The 14,969-nt window shown below is 62.6% G+C and carries 14 protein-coding genes and 1 tRNA gene; 1 reads left to right on the top strand and 14 read right to left on the bottom strand.

What is annotated here, in order from left to right:
* Nucleotides 1-35: 35 nt before the first annotated feature.
* The 12 genes from pheT to AWB66_RS21110 all read right to left on the bottom strand — a co-directional run bounded on the left by pheT (nucleotide 36) and on the right by AWB66_RS21110 (nucleotide 12,626).
* Nucleotides 36-2,468: a phenylalanine--tRNA ligase subunit beta gene (pheT, locus tag AWB66_RS21165; RefSeq protein ID WP_087632140.1), complete on the bottom strand. Its 2,433-nt coding sequence runs from the start codon at nucleotides 2,466-2,468 to the stop codon at nucleotides 36-38.
* An 82-nt stretch (nucleotides 2,469-2,550) separates the two neighbouring features.
* Nucleotides 2,551-3,564 (bottom strand): phenylalanine--tRNA ligase subunit alpha, encoded by a 1,014-nt coding sequence (gene pheS, locus AWB66_RS21160; protein ID WP_200819035.1) that lies wholly within the window; start codon nucleotides 3,562-3,564, stop codon nucleotides 2,551-2,553.
* Between the two features lie 169 nt (nucleotides 3,565-3,733).
* Nucleotides 3,734-4,093 carry a 50S ribosomal protein L20 gene (gene rplT, locus AWB66_RS21155; RefSeq protein ID WP_062637433.1) on the bottom strand — a complete coding sequence of 120 codons (360 nt, stop codon included), beginning with the start codon at nucleotides 4,091-4,093 and terminating at the stop codon, nucleotides 3,734-3,736.
* A gap of 29 nt (nucleotides 4,094-4,122) precedes the next feature.
* Nucleotides 4,123-4,320: a 50S ribosomal protein L35 gene (rpmI, locus tag AWB66_RS21150; protein ID WP_087632139.1), complete on the bottom strand. Its 198-nt coding sequence runs from the start codon at nucleotides 4,318-4,320 to the stop codon at nucleotides 4,123-4,125.
* 193 nt (nucleotides 4,321-4,513) lie between these two features.
* Entirely contained in the window at nucleotides 4,514-5,038 is a 525-nt protein-coding gene (gene infC, locus AWB66_RS21145) for a translation initiation factor IF-3 (RefSeq protein WP_087632138.1), read from the bottom strand.
* Between the two features lie 47 nt (nucleotides 5,039-5,085).
* Entirely contained in the window at nucleotides 5,086-6,993 is a 1,908-nt protein-coding gene (gene thrS, locus AWB66_RS21140; RefSeq protein WP_087632137.1) for a threonine--tRNA ligase, read from the bottom strand.
* Nucleotides 6,994-7,280: 287 nt separating this feature from the next.
* Nucleotides 7,281-7,357: transfer RNA gene (locus AWB66_RS21135), tRNA-Val, on the bottom strand.
* Between the two features lie 130 nt (nucleotides 7,358-7,487).
* Nucleotides 7,488-9,731, bottom strand: coding sequence for a RelA/SpoT family protein (locus AWB66_RS21130; RefSeq protein WP_087632136.1), 2,244 nt, complete (start codon nucleotides 9,729-9,731; stop codon nucleotides 7,488-7,490).
* A 24-nt stretch (nucleotides 9,732-9,755) separates the two neighbouring features.
* Entirely contained in the window at nucleotides 9,756-10,109 is a 354-nt protein-coding gene (locus AWB66_RS21125) for a RidA family protein (RefSeq protein WP_062637424.1), read from the bottom strand.
* 54 nt (nucleotides 10,110-10,163) lie between these two features.
* Nucleotides 10,164-11,081: an alpha/beta fold hydrolase gene (locus AWB66_RS21120; RefSeq protein ID WP_407642304.1), complete on the bottom strand. Its 918-nt coding sequence runs from the start codon at nucleotides 11,079-11,081 to the stop codon at nucleotides 10,164-10,166.
* Nucleotides 11,082-11,277: 196 nt separating this feature from the next.
* The gene (locus AWB66_RS21115) at nucleotides 11,278-11,919 is read right to left on the bottom strand and encodes a CoA transferase subunit B (protein ID WP_087632134.1); all 642 of its coding nucleotides are present in this window, start codon (nucleotides 11,917-11,919) and stop codon (nucleotides 11,278-11,280) included.
* Between the two features lie 2 nt (nucleotides 11,920-11,921).
* Nucleotides 11,922-12,626: a CoA transferase subunit A gene (locus tag AWB66_RS21110; protein WP_087632133.1), complete on the bottom strand. Its 705-nt coding sequence runs from the start codon at nucleotides 12,624-12,626 to the stop codon at nucleotides 11,922-11,924.
* 206 nt (nucleotides 12,627-12,832) lie between these two features.
* On the opposite strand from AWB66_RS21110, the gene AWB66_RS21105 reads away from it, so the two are divergent.
* Nucleotides 12,833-13,378, top strand: coding sequence for a PAS and helix-turn-helix domain-containing protein (locus tag AWB66_RS21105; RefSeq protein ID WP_087632132.1), 546 nt, complete (start codon nucleotides 12,833-12,835; stop codon nucleotides 13,376-13,378).
* Between the two features lie 7 nt (nucleotides 13,379-13,385).
* Here AWB66_RS21105 and AWB66_RS21100 read toward each other — a convergent pair whose 3' ends face one another.
* Together AWB66_RS21100 and AWB66_RS21095 are read right to left on the bottom strand one after the other, a co-directional pair.
* Complete coding sequence (locus tag AWB66_RS21100) at nucleotides 13,386-13,826, bottom strand: acyl-CoA thioesterase (protein WP_087632131.1); 441 nt, start codon at nucleotides 13,824-13,826, stop codon at nucleotides 13,386-13,388.
* 28 nt (nucleotides 13,827-13,854) lie between these two features.
* Complete coding sequence (locus AWB66_RS21095; protein WP_087632130.1) at nucleotides 13,855-14,628, bottom strand: SDR family oxidoreductase; 774 nt, start codon at nucleotides 14,626-14,628, stop codon at nucleotides 13,855-13,857.
* Between the last annotated feature and the right edge of the window lie 341 nt (nucleotides 14,629-14,969).

Below are 14,969 nucleotides of genomic sequence, written 5' to 3'. Positions count from 1 at the left end.
GGCGTGACGATGAAGACGGAGGGGCCAACCAAAGGCTATCCGCGCAACCGCGCGCCATGTACTCGAGCCAAGCGATCCACCAGCGTTTTGATGGCCGTTTCGACCGTTTCGTCCTGAAGCGTCCCGCCAGTATCTTGCAACGTCACACGGAAGGCAAGGCTTTTCTCGTGCGCCCCCAACCCACCGGAAGTGCTTGATTTTGGACGAAATTCATCGAACAGCACAACCCTCGTGACGTGCTTGCACGCGGGTTCGGAACGGGCGTTTTCGAGCTCGTCCAGGAGCGTCTGAGCCTCCACTTTCTCGTCGACGACGATCGCAATATCGCGCTTCACCGGCGGGAATTTCGACACCTCCGACGGCACCGGCAGCGAGCGTTCCATCAGCGCTTCTGCTTCGATTTCGAAAAGAATCGGCGCTTGCGGAAGGTCATACTTTTGCAGCCAGCGCGGATGAAGCTCGCCGATCCAGCCGACCGCGCGGCCATCGATTTCGATGCGTGCGCTGCGTCCCGGATGCAGCGCCGGATGCTCGGCCTTCACGAAGCGCGGCATCACGGGCGCAAAGAGCGCCTCGACGTCGCCCTTCGCGTCGAAGAAATCGACAGTGCGCGACGGCGCGCCCCACTGCTCGTCCAGCGCCGGCCCATAGGCCAGCGCGCCGATCATCTTCGGCTGCGCGAAGCCTTCGACAGCGAGTTCGCCCGCCTTGATCGACGGATCGCGCAGGAACACGCGACCCGCCTCGAACACGCGGATACGCTCCGCGCGACGGTTCAGGTTGTAGCGCAACACGTTGATCAGGCTGCCGAAGAGCGTCGTGCGCATGACCGACAACTGGCTCGCAATCGGATTGAGCAGCTTGACCGGGTTGTCGTTGCCCGCGAAATCCCGCTCCCACTCGGCATCGACGAAACTGAAGTTCACCGTCTCCGCGTAGTCGCGCGCGGCAATCGCGTGGCGGATCACGTGGATCGAGCGCTTCGTCTCGTTGGTCGGACGCATTTCGCTCTTCGCGACCGGCGGCCGTGCCGGAATTTTTTCGAAGCCGTAAATGCGCGCAACTTCCTCGATCAGATCCTCTTCGATCTCGATGTCGAAGCGATACGGCGGCGGCGTCACCAAGAAGGTGTCACCATCGCGCTCGAATGCGAGACCGAGGCGCGTAAAAATCTGCGCGATCTCTTCGGCGCCAATCTCGATGCCGATGATCCGATGCGCGCGCGAGACGCGCATCGCGACCGGCGCGCGCGTCGGCAGATTGACGATCTGATCGTCGACCGGGCCGGCCGCGCCGCCGCAGATCTCGAGAATCAGTTGCGTGATGCGCTCGATGTGTTCGACGGTCGTCGAATAATCGACGCCGCGCTCGAAGCGATGCGCCGCGTCGGTCGAGAAGTTGTACTTGCGCGCGCGCCCGCGGATGGCGTCGGGCCACCAGAACGCGGCTTCCAGGTAGATGTTCGTCGTATCGAGCGAGACGGCTGTGCTGTCGCCGCCCATGATGCCCGCGAGGCTTTCGACCTGATGGTCATCCGCGATCACGCCGACGGTTTCGTCGAGTTCGACGGTGTTGCCGTTCAGCAACTTGAGCGACTCGCCCTTCTTCGCCCAGCGCACTTCGATGCCGCCGTGAATCTTGTCGAGATCGAACACATGGGTCGGGCGGCCGAGTTCGAGCATCACGTAATTCGAGATGTCGACGAGCGCCGAAATGCTGCGCTGACCAGACCGCTCCAGCCGTTCGACCATCCATTGCGGCGTCTTCGCGTGCGCGTCCACGCCGCGAATCACGCGGCCGGAGAAGCGGCCGCACAGGTCGGGCGCGAGAATCTTGACCGGCAGCTTTTCGTCCAGCGTCGCGTTGACCGGCGGCATGTCGAGCGTCGTGAGCGGCGCGCCCGTGATCGCGGCCGTCTCGCGCGCGACTCCGAACACCGAGAGGCAGTCCGCCTTGTTCGGCGTCAGCTTGATTTCGAAGACGGTATCGTCGAGATTGAGCGTCTCGCGAATGTCCTGGCCGATCGGCGCATCGGCGGAAAGGATCAGCAAGCCACTGTGATCTTCCGACAGCTTGAGTTCGCGCGCCGAGCACAGCATGCCCTGGCTCTCGACGCCGCGCAGCTTCGACAGCTTGATCGCGAACGGCGCACCGCCCGCCTCTGCCGGCGGCAACTCGGCGCCGACCAGCGCGACCGGCACCTTGATGCCGGGCGACACATTCGGCGCGCCGCACACGATGTTGAGCGTCTCGCCCGTGCCGGCGTCGACCTGGCAGACGTTCAGCTTGTCCGCGTCCGGATGCTTGGCGACTTCCAGCACCTGCCCGACGACGATCTTCGTGGTCGGCGGCGCGACCGGCTGCAAGCTTTCGACTTCGAGACCCGCCATCGTCAGCGCGTGCGACAGTTCGTCGGTCGTCAGTGCCGGATCGACGAAGCTTCTAAGCCAGGATTCTGGGAATTGCATGTGTGTCTACGTTCGAAATAAGTGGTGTCTGCGCCCGGTCTTAGGATTTCTTATGCACCGGGCATCGTGGGCGAGAAGCGCGTTACGCGAACTGCCGCAGGAAACGCAGATCGTTTTCGAAGAAAAGGCGCAGGTCCTGCACGCCGTAGCGCAGCATCGTCAGGCGTTCGAGGCCGCTGCCGAACGCGAAGCCGATATAGCGCTCCGGGTCGAGACCCATGTTACGGATGACGGTCGGATGAACCTGACCGGAGCCCGAAATCTCGAGCCATTTACCGGCGTTCTTGCCGTGCTCGAACATCATGTCGATCTCGGCGGACGGTTCGGTGAACGGAAAGTACGACGGGCGAAAGCGCACGAGAATGTCGTCGCGCTCGAAGAATTTTTTCAGGAAGTCGGTGTAGACGCCCTTCAGGTCTGCAAAGCTGATGTTCTCTTCGATCCACAGGCCTTCGACCTGGTTGAACATCGGCGAGTGCGTGGCGTCGCTGTCCACGCGATACGTGCGGCCCGGCACGATCACCTTGATCGGCGGCTTGTTCATGCGCGCGTAGCGCACCTGCATCGGGCTCGTGTGCGTGCGAAGCAGGAGCGGCCGGCCGTCGGCGTCGTTGCCGTCGACGTAGAACGTGTCCTGCATCGAACGCGCCGGATGATTCTCCGGGCTGTTCAGCGCGGTGAAGTTGTACCAGTCGGTTTCGATCTCGGGGCCGTCGGCCACATCGAAACCGATCGTCGCGAAGATCTGTTCGACCCGCTCCCACGTGCGCATCACGGGATGCAGCGTGCCCGCGCCAAGACCGCGCCCGGGTAGCGTCACGTCGATCGCTTCGGCCGCGAGCCGCTGGTTCAAAAGCGCGTCGGCGAGCGCTTGGCGTCGCGCGGTAAGCAGCGTTTCGACCTTCGCCTTGACGACGTTGATGCGCGCGCCTTCGGTCTTGCGCGTTTCCGGATCGAGCTTGCCGAGGCCCTTCAGCAACTCGGTGAGCGCGCCCGATTTGCCGAGAAAGCGCGCCTTCTCGTTTTCGAGGGTGGCGGCATCGGAGGCGTTTTCAAAGGCGCTTTGCGCGTCGGCGACAATCTGGTCCAGGTCCATTGATCCCATCTTTTCAACGTCGAAGTTCAACTGCTCAACCGAACGGGCGGCCACATGTGCAATCCGCCCGACCAACGAAAACGGGGCTCGAAAGCCCCGTTTTCTGTCGCTGCGGCACCGAAACTACCGGATCTTCGCGGCGACGAACCACGCAGTACTAATTTCGCAATTAGGCTGCAACGGCGGCTTTCACCTGCTTGACGATCGCAGCAAAAGCAGCCTTGTCGAACACAGCCATGTCAGCCAGAACCTTGCGGTCGAGTTCGATCTGAGCCTTCTTCAGGCCATTGATGAACACGCTGTAGGTCATGTCGTGCTGACGCACCGCTGCATTGATACGCGTGATCCACAGTGCGCGGAACACACGCTTCTTGTTGCGGCGATCGCGATAGGCGTATTGCCCGGCGCGCATGACCGCCTGCTTGGCGATGCGATAGACGTTATTGCGACGGCCGCGGTAACCCTTGGCCAGCTTGATGACTTTCTTGTGACGGGCCCGTGCGGTAACCCCACGTTTTACTCGAGGCATGTTGCGCTCCTATGAGTTTCGGTTAAGGGTTAAGCGAACGGCAGCATTGCGCGCACGGAGTTCATATCTGCTTGATGAACAGCCGTGGAACCGCGCAAATGGCGTTTGACCTTGGTGGTCTTCTTCGTCAGGATGTGGCGCTTGAAGGCCTGACCGCGCTTGACGGTACCGCCCGGACGCACCACGAAGCGCTTTGCAGCACTCTTCTTGGTCTTCATCTTCGGCATGAAACTACTCCAGTTTATTAGATGGACATGGGTGTGCGGTTGATCCATCGATCCTTTCCCGCCCTTCGAAACCCACGTACCACTTGTGTGCAAGCGATTGAGACAACCGCCGCATTTCCATGAGCGTCGCCGGTTGCCCGGCGGCGCCCTGAAACTTCCGTCGATGCCGCGCCAAACCGGCGCGATCCATCGATTACTTCTTTTTCTTCGGCGCCAGCACCATGATCATCTGGCGGCCTTCCATCTTCGGCATCTGCTCGACTTGCGCGTGTTCATCGAGATCCGCCTTCAGGCGTTCCAGCATGCGCATGCCGATTTCCTGGTGGGCCATTTCGCGCCCACGGAAACGCAACGTGATTTTCGTCTTGTCGCCGTCTTCGAGGAAACGCGTGAGGTTGCGCAGTTTCACGTTGTAGTCACCGTCGTCGGTGCCCGGCCGGAACTTGACTTCCTTGACCTGAACGATCTTCTGCTTGAGCTTCGCCTCGTGCTGCTTCTTCGCTTCCGAGTACTTGAACTTGCCGTAATCCATCAAACGGCAGACAGGCGGCACGGCCTGCGGCGCGATTTCGACGAGATCCACGTCCAGCTGTTCCGACTGGCGGAAAGCATCGGCGAGTTTCACGATTCCGAGCGGCTCGTTGTCCACTCCGACCAAGCGCACCTCGGGTGCGGTAATTTCACCGTTGATGCGATGTGACGACTTATCAGTAGCGATGTTACGTTTCCTCTAAAAATTAAAAAACAAGCCGCGCTGCGGGTGACTTACTTGAACGTCTGCACGTCCTGCTGCAGGCGTTCGAGGAATGCGTCGACCGGCATGGAACCTAGATCGACACCGCCACGAGCACGCACGGCTACGGTTTTCGCCTCACGCTCCTTGTCGCCGACGACCAGCAAATACGGGACCTTTTGCAGCGTGTGCTCGCGTATTTTATAGCTAATCTTCTCGTTGCGCAAATCCGCCTCTACTCTAAGCCCTTGTTTTTGCAACGATTGGGCCAGATCGCGAGCGTAATCCACCTGATTTTCCGCGATATTCAGCACAACCGCCTGCACTGGCGCGAGCCAAGCGGGCATCGCACCAGCGTGGTGCTCGATCAGAATGCCGAGGAACCGCTCCATCGACCCGACGATCGCACGGTGCAACATGACCGGGCGCTTGCGGCTGTTGTCTTCCGACACGTATTCCGCGCCGAGGCGCTCGGGCAGGACCATGTCGAGCTGCAGCGTGCCGCACTGCCAGGAACGGCCGAGCGCGTCCTTGATGTGATATTCGATCTTCGGACCGTAAAAGGCGCCCTCGCCCGGCAATTCTTCCCATTGCAGATCGCACGCGGTCAGCGCGTCGCGCAGGCCCTGTTCGGCGCGATCCCAGATTTCGTCGGTGCCCGCACGCTGGTCGGGACGAAGCGCGAGCTTGATGCCGATGTTCTCGAAGCCGAAGTCCTTGTAGACGCTCATCGCGAGCGTGTTGAACGCGATCGATTCCGAGATGAACTGGTCTTCCGTACAGAAAATATGCGCATCGTCCTGTACGAAGCCGCGCACGCGCATCAGCCCGTGCAGCGAACCCGACGGCTCGTTGCGATGGCACGAACCGAACTCCGCGTAGCGCAGCGGCAGATCGCGATAGGAACGCAGGCCGTGATTGAACACCTGCACGTGGCCCGGGCAGTTCATCGGCTTGATGGCGTAGTCGCGCTTCTCCGACTCGGTCGTGAACATGTTTTCACGATAATTCTGCCAGTGACCCGAGGCTTCCCAGAGCGAACGGTCCATGACCATCGGCGTCTTGATTTCGAGATACCCGGCAGCGTTCACGCGACGGCGCATGTACTGCTCGACCTGCTGCCACAGCGACCAGCCCTTCGGATGCCAGAACACCATGCCGGGCGCTTCGTCCTGCAGATGGAAGAAGTCGAGCTGCTTGCCGAGCTTGCGGTGATCGCGCTTCTCGGCCTCTTCCAGCATGTGCAGATACGCTTCCTGATCTTCCTTCTTGGTCCAGGCCGTGCCGTAGATGCGCTGAAGCATCTCGTTCTTCGAGTCACCGCGCCAGTATGCGCCCGCGACTTTCATCAGCTTGAACACCTTCAGTTTGCCGGTCGACGGCACGTGCGGCCCGCGGCACAGGTCGGTGAACCCGCCGTGCGAATAAAGCTTGATTTCGTCGCTTGCCGGAATCGACTCAATGATCTCCGCCTTGTACTTCTCGCCGATGCTCTTGAAGTAATCGACGGCGTCATCGCGCGAGACGACGCGGCGCGACACCGGCTCGTCCTTCTTCGCAAGTTCCTGCATGCGTTTTTCGATCTTTTCGAGATCTTCGGGCGTGAAGGGACGGCTGTAGGCGAAGTCGTAGTAGAAACCGTTGTCGATGACCGGCCCGATCGTCACCTGCGCTTCCGGATACAGGTCCTTCACGGCGTAGGCGAGCAAGTGCGCGGCCGAGTGACGAACGATGTCGAGGCCGTCCGCGTCTTTCTCGGTGACGATGGCAAGCGACGCGTCATGGTCGATCAGCGCCGATGTATCGACGAGTTCGCCATCCACCCGGCCGCCGAGCGCGGCCTTGGCGAGACCCGTGCCGATCGAGGCCGCGACTTCGGCGACCGTCACGGGGTGGTCGTACTGTCGGACGGAGCCGTCGGGCAAGCGTATCGAAACCATTTCGTTCTCCAAGACGCCGGCACACGGCGATCAAGTTCAAATCAGCCATGCCCTTCGGACTCCAAGGGCAACAGCAGGCAATTCAAATAGGCAAAAAAAAATGCGGCCCCACATTCGAGGGGCCGCATTCACTTTCTTACACACCACAAGGGCGAAAGAGGTCCTCGACTAGCGTCGCTCCGAAGTTGTTTCGGTCAACGTTCGCGGTGCCATCTTTTTGATCGCCTTTAGCGCCGAGGCGCTTCCTGCGGTGTTGAAACCCCGGCGAACCGGGATTTCGTTTTCGTTGGTAGGCTCGATTGGACTCGAACCAACGACCCCCACCATGTCAAGGTGGTGCTCTAACCAGCTGAGCTACGAGCCTGAAGAAGACGAAATTATATGGACCGTTTTGAATCTTGGCAAGTGTTTTTATGCAGTGACTGTGAAAATATTCGTCGATACGTTTAACTTCCCGCCAAATACGCTTCCGATTCAATACCTTAGATCAACACTCAGGCGCGGCGCGAAGCACGAATCACGCCCTGCACCTCGCCGAGCAGCGTGCAGGCGCGCTGAATCTGCGCGGCATTCGACACCTCGACCGTGAAGTGCATGTACGCGATATTGCGCCGGCTCTGGCTCTTTACGCCGACGACGTTGATCTTTTCACGCGCGAACACTTCCGAAATGTCGCGCAGCAGCCCCTGCCGGTCGGCGGATTCGACCGCCAGATCGACCGGATACACCGACTGCCCGCGCCCGCCCATCACGTCCGCCGACCAGGTCGTGTGCAGCACGCGCTCGGGCGAACGGTCGGCCATCCGCTTGAAGGTCGCGCAGTCGCTGCGATGGATCGACATGCCCTTGCCGCGCGTCACGAAACCCGCGATCGGGTCCGGCGGCGCCGGGCGGCAGCAACGCGCGAGCTGCGTGAGGAGCGCATCGACGCCGACGACCAGCACGCCCGTCGATGCCCCCGCCGCCACGCTCTGCCCACTGCTGCGCTTTTCAAACTGCTCGGGCGCTTCGGGTTCGGGCTCGGGCGGCGGCGTGTCGGAGAGCGCCTGCTCGATGTGTCGCAGGCTGAATTCTTCCTTCGCGACGAGCGCGTAGAGTTCCTCGGGCGTCTTGAAGCCGAGCTTGGCGGCAAGCTGGTCCAGATTGACCGACGTCCGGCCTTCGCGCTGCAACGTCTTTTCGACGATCGCCCGGCCCGACGCGATGTTCTCCTCAGCCTCGACCGCGTTGAACCACGCGCGCACCTTCTGCTTCGCGCGCGCGCTGTGCAGGTAGCCGAGTTGCGGGTTGAGCCAGTCGCGCGAGGGGCCGCCCTCCTTCACCGCGACGATCTCGACCGTCTGGCCGTTTTGCAGCGGCGTGTTGAGCGGCACCATCGCGCCGTCGACGCGCGCGCCGCGGCACCGGTGCCCGAGTTCGCTATGCAGGTGATAGGCGAAATCGACGGCCGTCGCGCCCTGTGGCAGCGCGATCACGCGCGCCTGCGGCGTGAGCACGTAGATGTGGTCGTCGTCGAGCGTGGCGTCGCGCAACTGCTGCCACCCAGGCCCAGGCCCGGACCCCGGCCGTTCGGTGTCGGACACGTCGTCCTTCCACGCGAGCAACTGCCGCAGCCACGCGATCTTCTCGTCGTACTTCTCGCTCGCCGTCACCTGGCCCGCATAACCGCGCGTGCCGGCTTCCTTGTAGCGCCAGTGCGCCGCGACACCGTATTCCGCGAAACGATGCATCTCGTGCGTGCGGATCTGCACTTCGAACGCGCGGCCGTCGTCGCCGATCACGACCGTGTGCAGCGACTTGTAGCCGTTGGGCTTCGGCCGCGAGATGTAGTCGTCGAATTCCTTCGGCACCGGCTGCCACAGGTTGTGCACGATGCCGAGCACCGTGTAGCAATCCTTGATGTCATCGACGATCACGCGAAACGCGCGCACGTCGTTCAGTTCGGCGAAGTCGAGCTCCTTGCCGCGCATCTTCTTCCAGATGCTGTAGATGTGCTTCGGCCGGCCGCTCACCTCGGCCTTGATGTGCGCGGTCGCAAGCTCGGTCTGCAGCCGGGCGATCGCGCTCGTCACATACGATTCGCGCTCGACCCGCCGCTCGTCGAGCAGCTTCGCGATGCGCTTGTAGGTGACGGGGTCTTCGAAGCGGAACGCGAGGTCTTCGAGTTCCCACTTCAGTTGCCAGATGCCGAGCCGGTTCGCGAGCGGCGCGTAGATTTCGAGCGTCTCGCGCGGCACGTCCGGCGGCGGCTGGGTCTTCTGCGCCGCGTAGTAGCGCAGCGACTGCACGCGCGACGCGAGCCGGATCAGCACCACGCGGATGTCCTGCGCGAACGCGAGGAACATCTTGCGCAGCGCCTCGACCTGCGCCCGGCGCGCGGCCTGCGCATCGCGCCCGCTTTCGGGCAACACCGCCTGCGTCGCGCGCGAACTGACCGAGCCGAGCCGCGCGAGCTTGCGCACGTCCGACACGAGCGCCTCCACTTCCGGGCCGAAGCGCTCGCCGATCGCATGCGTCGGATCGTCGAGATGCGGCGCCAGGGTGAAGAGCGCAGCCGCCGCGACCGCGTGCGAGTCGATGTTAAGCGACTGCACGATGCGCGCCGTTCCCAGCGCGTGCTCGACGAGCGGCTCGCCGCTCACGAGCCGCGCGTCGCCCGCGTGCTCGCGCACGAACGCGAGCGCGTCGTCGAAGGACGGCTCGGGCAACAGTTCGGGGGAAACGGCGGTATCGGTCATGCGATCAAAGCGACAGCGAAAGGCCTAGCTACGCTGCGCCGCCACCACGACGACTTCGACGAGGCACGCCGGATTCGCGAGCTTGGCTTCGACGGTAGCGCGCGGCGGCGTGTTGCCGGCGGCGACCCACGTGTCCCACACGGCGTTCATCGCGGGGAAATTCGCCATGTCGGAGACATAGATCTGCACCGACAGCAGATGCGACTTGTCGCTGTTGGCTTCTTCGAGCAGACGGTCGATGTGGCCGAGCACTTCGCGGGTCTGGCCGCTGATGTCCTGTTCCGTGTCTTCGGCGATCTGGCCCGCCAGATAGACCGTTCCGTTGTGAATCGCGATTTCGGAAAGACGCGCGCCGACGTGATGACGAGTAACTGCCATGGGTGTCCCTTTGGTGTGCGCGCGCCCGGGATGAGCGCGCCGCCGAGCCCAATATTATGCCCCGTCCGATCTGTTTTCGAGAAAGAAGCGCCGCGCGACCTCGATCTGTTCCGCCGCGAGAAACGCGGGCGCGTGCCCCGCACCCGCCATCTCGCAACTCTCGACCGCCTGGCCCCGCGCGACCATTTGCTCAACCGTCTCGCGCGACAGCAAATCGGACGTTTCGCCGCGCACGACGAGCACCGGCGACTTTATCGAGACAAACGAGTGCCACAGGAACGCCTCGCCGGCGGCATTGGTTTCGTCGGTCGCGGCGGCGAACGGCAACGCGATGCCCGGGTCGTAGCGAAAACCCCAGCGCCCTTCGCGCTCACGCAAAAGCGGCGTGTTGATCTGGGCCCATTCTTCGTCCGTCAAGGTGCCGAACGATGCCGCGAGCGTCGACGCATGGACGATGCCTTCATCGAGCGTCGCGAATTCGGCGGGCTTGCCGAGGTACTGGCCGATGCGCTGCAGCGCCACCGGCTCGATGTGCGGTCCGACGTCGTTCAGCAGCATCTTGCGGATCGGCGTGTTCGGCAGGCCCGCGAGCGCCATGCCGATCAGCCCGCCCATGGAGGTGCCGAACCAGTCCACCGTCTCGACGTTCAGCCGCGCGATAAGCGTCACCATGTCGGCGATGTATTGCGGCACGCCGTAGTACTTCGGCTCGGCGAGCCAGTCCGACAGGCCGCGCCCGGCGACATCCGGACACACCACGCGATACTCCCGGCAAAGCGCGCGGGCGAGCGCGTCGAAGTCGCGGCCCGAGCGCGTGAGCCCATGTACGCAGAGCAGCACGCGCGGATTCGCCGGATCGCCCCATTCCGTGTACGCAACGCGATGCAATCCCGCCGGGCTCGCGCACTGCACGTAGCGCTGGCGCGGCTCGGCTGCCGTGGACTTCAGGGGCGTAGCTTCGACGATGGGCATGGACATGGGCTTTCCTCGATGAGAGTCGAATCGATTGTAAACAGTTTGGCTGCCGAGATTGCGCGCCTCGCGCCACGTTCGCCGAACGGACAAGTGCGAACACGGCCAGTGTGCCCAAGCAAAAAGACGGCCCAAAAAAGGAAAGCGGGCGAAGCCTCACGCTTCGCCCGCCTTTTACCGACGCAACCCGCAGCGCTTATTTCACGCCGCTCACGTCCAGCGGCGCGCCGGTCTTCTGCTGAATCTCTTCAGCCGTGACGCCGTCTGCCAGTTCGGCCAGCTTCAGCCCGTTCTCGGTGACGTCGATCACGCCCAGGTCCGTGATGATCCGGTTCACGACGCCCACGCCCGTCAGCGGCAGCGTGCATTCTTCGAGGATCTTGTGCTGGTCGCCCTTTGCGACGTGCTCCATCAGCACGACGACGCGCTTGACGCCCGCCACGAGGTCCATCGCGCCGCCCATGCCCTTGATCATCTTGCCCGGGATCATCCAGTTGGCGAGATCGCCCGTCTTGCTGATCTGCATCGCGCCGAGGATGGCGAGGTTGATGTGGCCGCCGCGGATCATCGCGAACGAATCCGCCGACGAAAAGATCGACGAGCCCGGCAGCGTCGTCACCGTCTGCTTGCCGGCGTTGATGAGGTCGGCGTCGACTTCTTCTTCCGTCGGCGACGGCCCGATGCCGAGCAGCCCGTTTTCCGACTGCAGCCACACCTCGACGCCCGCCGGCACATGGTTGGCGACGAGCGTCGGCAAGCCGATGCCGAGGTTCACGTAAAAGCCGTCCTGCAGTTCCTGCGCCGCGCGCGCGGCCATTTGATCACGAGTCCATGCCATGGTCATTCTCCTTTCGCGCGGACGATGCGTTGTTCGATGCGTTTCTCGGGATTCGCGTTCAGCACGATGCGCTGCACGAAGATGCCCGGCGTATGGATCGCGTCCGGATCGAGTTCGCCGGTTTCGACGATTTCTTCCACCTCCACGACCGTGATCTTGCCGGCCATCGCGCACATCGGGTTGAAGTTGCGCGCCGTGCGGCGGTAGATCAGGTTGCCGGACTTGTCCGCCTTCCACGCCTTGACGAGCGCGACATCGGCGGTCAGGGAATGTTCGAGCACGTAGTGGTTTTCACCGAACTGGCGCGTTTCCTTGCCGTCCGCGATGATCGTGCCGAAGCCCGTGTTCGTGAAGAACGCCGGAATGCCCGAGCCGCCCGCGCGCAGCTTTTCGGCGAGCGTGCCCTGCGGCGTGAATTCGAGTTCGAGTTCGCCAGCGAGATATTGCCGCTCGAATTCCTTGTTTTCGCCGACGTACGACGAAATCATCTTCTTGATCTGGCGCGTCTCGAGCAACAGGCCGAGACCGAAGCCGTCGACACCCGCGTTGTTGCTGATGCAGGTGATGTCCTTCACGCCCGAATCGCGCAGCGCCGCGATGAGCGCCTCCGGGATGCCGCACAGCCCGAAGCCGCCGACGGCGAATGTCTGACCATCCTTGACGATGCCATCGAGCGCCTCTTTCGCGCCGGGATAGACCTTGTTCATCTGTTTGTCCCTTCCATGTTGTGAACCAACCGAAAATCGGCTTTTGGTGCCGCTGCGAGTCGCATTTTTATTGCGCTTGACGACTCTCGGCGGCGTTTTAGCGTGACGAAAGAGTACGACGGCAAGTCGATCCGGCACAATACGCAAAAATACATAAGCAGTCGCCGCACTGTCCTCGCCGTGCGGCGCGCCCGACACCACTCGACATGCCCGAACTGGATTACCAAACCGCGTTTCATCTTGCGCCCATCGGACTCGTTTTGTCCCGGGAAAGAATCGTCGAGGATTGCAACGAGGCGCTCTGCGCGATCTTCGGCGCGCCGCGCACCGCGCTGATCGGCCAGTCTTTCGAGGTGCTGTACCCGTCGCCGGACGAATTCGCGCGCATCGGCGAGCGGATCGCCGCGCTGATGGCGGCGCAAGGCAGCTACGCCGACGACCGCATCATGAAGCGCGCGAACGGCGAACTCTTCTGGTGCCACGTGACCGGTCGTTCGCTGGATCTGTCGGCACCGCACGCTGCGGGCATCTGGACCTTCGAGGACCTGAGCGCGACGCGGCGCGTCGCGATCGAACTGACGCCGCGCGAGCGGGAGATCGCCGCGCAACTCGTGATGGGCAAAACCAGCAAGCAGATCGGCCGCGTGCTCGACATCAGCCCGCGCACGGTCGACATCTATCGCGCGCGGCTGATGCGAAAGTACGATACCGGCAACGCGACCGAACTGTTGCAGCGGCTTCTCGGGACTTGAGACTCGGTTAAGGCGCGACGACGGGCGCCGCCGTCTCGATGGTATGGCGCAGCAGGTCGGGGATCGGCACCGACTTGCCCGCTGCATAGTCGATCCAGACGCATTTCGCGGCGCCCTTCGCATAGAGCGTCGCGGGATCGTCGGCGCGATAGAGCTCGAAACGCGTGTCGAAACTGCTGCGGCCGGGCTTGCCGACCGACATCCGGCCGATCACGTCGCCGGGATAATGAAGCTGCTTCAGAAACTCCATCGACGCATTGACGATCACGGGCCCCTGCCCCTCGCCGTTGCCGCCCGCGATGCCGAGTTGCTCGAACCAGGAAATGCGCACCTGCTCCATGTAGCGGAAATAGACGGTGTTGTTGACGTGCCCGAAGGCGTCCATGTCGCCCCAGCGGATCGGCATGGACATCTCAAAAACAGGGTGAAAGTCGCTTTCGTTGCTCATTACTGCGTCCGGAAACAGGCGTTAAAGGTTAAAGATTGAAGCCGTCGTCGGCGGAAATGATCGAGCCGTTGATGAACTGCGATTCGTCCGCGGCGAGCAGCAGAAGAAGTCCGTCGAGGTCCTCGGGCTTGCCGACGCGCCGGCGCGGCAGCATCGACATCAGCTTCTGGCCCTGCTCGGTCTTCCAGTGATGGTGATTGATCTCGGTGTCGATATAGCCCGGGCAGATCGCGTTCACGTTGATGCCGTGGCGGCCCCACTCCTGCGCCATCGCGCGGGTCATATGGACGACGGCGGCCTTGCTCATCGCATAAAGGCCGATCTGCGGAAACGTGCGCAATCCCGCGACCGACGCGATGTTGATGATCCGGTAACCCGGCTTCGACGCGCTGTTGCCGCGCATGATCATGCGCTTCGCCACTTCCTGCGCGACAAAAAAGGCGCCGCGCGTGTTGGTGTTGAAGACGAAATCGAAGTCGGCGGGCGTGACGTCGGTGAGCTTTTGCGTCGTGGACACGCCCGAGTTGTTGACGAGGATGTCGATGGTGCCGGCTTCCGTCTCCGCATGCGCGACGGCCGATTTGATGCTCTGCGAATCGGTGACGTCGAGCGCGACGACGTGCGCCGCGCCGCCCGACGCCTCGATCTCGGCGCGCAGTTCCTTCAGACGCTCGGTGCGCCGGCTCGCGAGGACGACCTTGGCGCCCGCCTGCGACAGCACTTGCGCGAAACGCTTGCCGAGCCCGCTGGAAGCGCCCGTGATCAGCGCGACCTTGCCTTCCAGATTGATCGAACGGCCCATTGTGGTTCCTTGTTGTTCGGTTGATCCAGCCGCGCCGGCACGGTCACGGCAACACGGCGATTCGTTGTGCGTCGGTTTCGCGGCCGCCTTGGCCGCGTGCGCTCGCATGCGCATTCGGGTCAAGGCGGCACGCTATCACATAAATAGTACGATCGTGCTAATAGGCGAATGGTCGGTTGCACCCCACCAGACGTTTCGCTGACAATACGCGATCCCCGAAAAAAGCATTCTAACGGTACATAGGAGCATTGGATGACCCCGGAGAGTCTCATCGAGCAGTACGGCCCCCGCGAGTCGATGGAATATGACGTCGTGATCGTCGGCGGCGGCCCCGCCGGACT

Source organism: Caballeronia telluris (genome assembly GCF_001544495.1).
In the GTDB taxonomy this organism is placed as follows: Bacteria; Pseudomonadota; Gammaproteobacteria; order Burkholderiales; family Burkholderiaceae; genus Caballeronia; species Caballeronia telluris.
The sequence above is the reverse complement of the archived record's forward strand: the minus strand, read 5'-3'. Positions and strand labels throughout refer to the sequence as shown.

Coding starts and splice junctions, on each gene's coding strand:
- AWB66_RS21125 (WP_062637424.1), bottom strand. CDS start 10,109: ATGGCAGTTACTCGTCATCACGTCGGCGCGCGTCTTTCCGAAATCGCG.
- AWB66_RS21110 (WP_087632133.1), bottom strand. CDS start 12,626: ATGAACAAGGTCTATCCCGGCGCGAAAGAGGCGCTCGATGGCATCGTC.
- AWB66_RS21100 (WP_087632131.1), bottom strand. CDS start 13,826: ATGAGCAACGAAAGCGACTTTCACCCTGTTTTTGAGATGTCCATGCCG.
- AWB66_RS21095 (WP_087632130.1), bottom strand. CDS start 14,628: ATGGGCCGTTCGATCAATCTGGAAGGCAAGGTCGCGCTGATCACGGGC.
- AWB66_RS21120 (WP_407642304.1), bottom strand. CDS start 11,081: ATGCCCATCGTCGAAGCTACGCCCCTGAAGTCCACGGCAGCCGAGCCG.
- pheS (WP_200819035.1), bottom strand. CDS start 3,564: ATGGACCTGGACCAGATTGTCGCCGACGCGCAAAGCGCCTTTGAAAAC.
- AWB66_RS21115 (WP_087632134.1), bottom strand. CDS start 11,919: ATGGCATGGACTCGTGATCAAATGGCCGCGCGCGCGGCGCAGGAACTG.
- AWB66_RS21130 (WP_087632136.1), bottom strand. CDS start 9,731: ATGACCGATACCGCCGTTTCCCCCGAACTGTTGCCCGAGCCGTCCTTC.
- AWB66_RS21105 (WP_087632132.1), top strand. CDS start 12,833: ATGCCCGAACTGGATTACCAAACCGCGTTTCATCTTGCGCCCATCGGA.
- pheT (WP_087632140.1), bottom strand. CDS start 2,468: ATGCAATTCCCAGAATCCTGGCTTAGAAGCTTCGTCGATCCGGCACTG.
- rplT (WP_062637433.1), bottom strand. CDS start 4,093: ATGCCTCGAGTAAAACGTGGGGTTACCGCACGGGCCCGTCACAAGAAA.
- thrS (WP_087632137.1), bottom strand. CDS start 6,993: ATGGTTTCGATACGCTTGCCCGACGGCTCCGTCCGACAGTACGACCAC.
- rpmI (WP_087632139.1), bottom strand. CDS start 4,320: ATGCCGAAGATGAAGACCAAGAAGAGTGCTGCAAAGCGCTTCGTGGTG.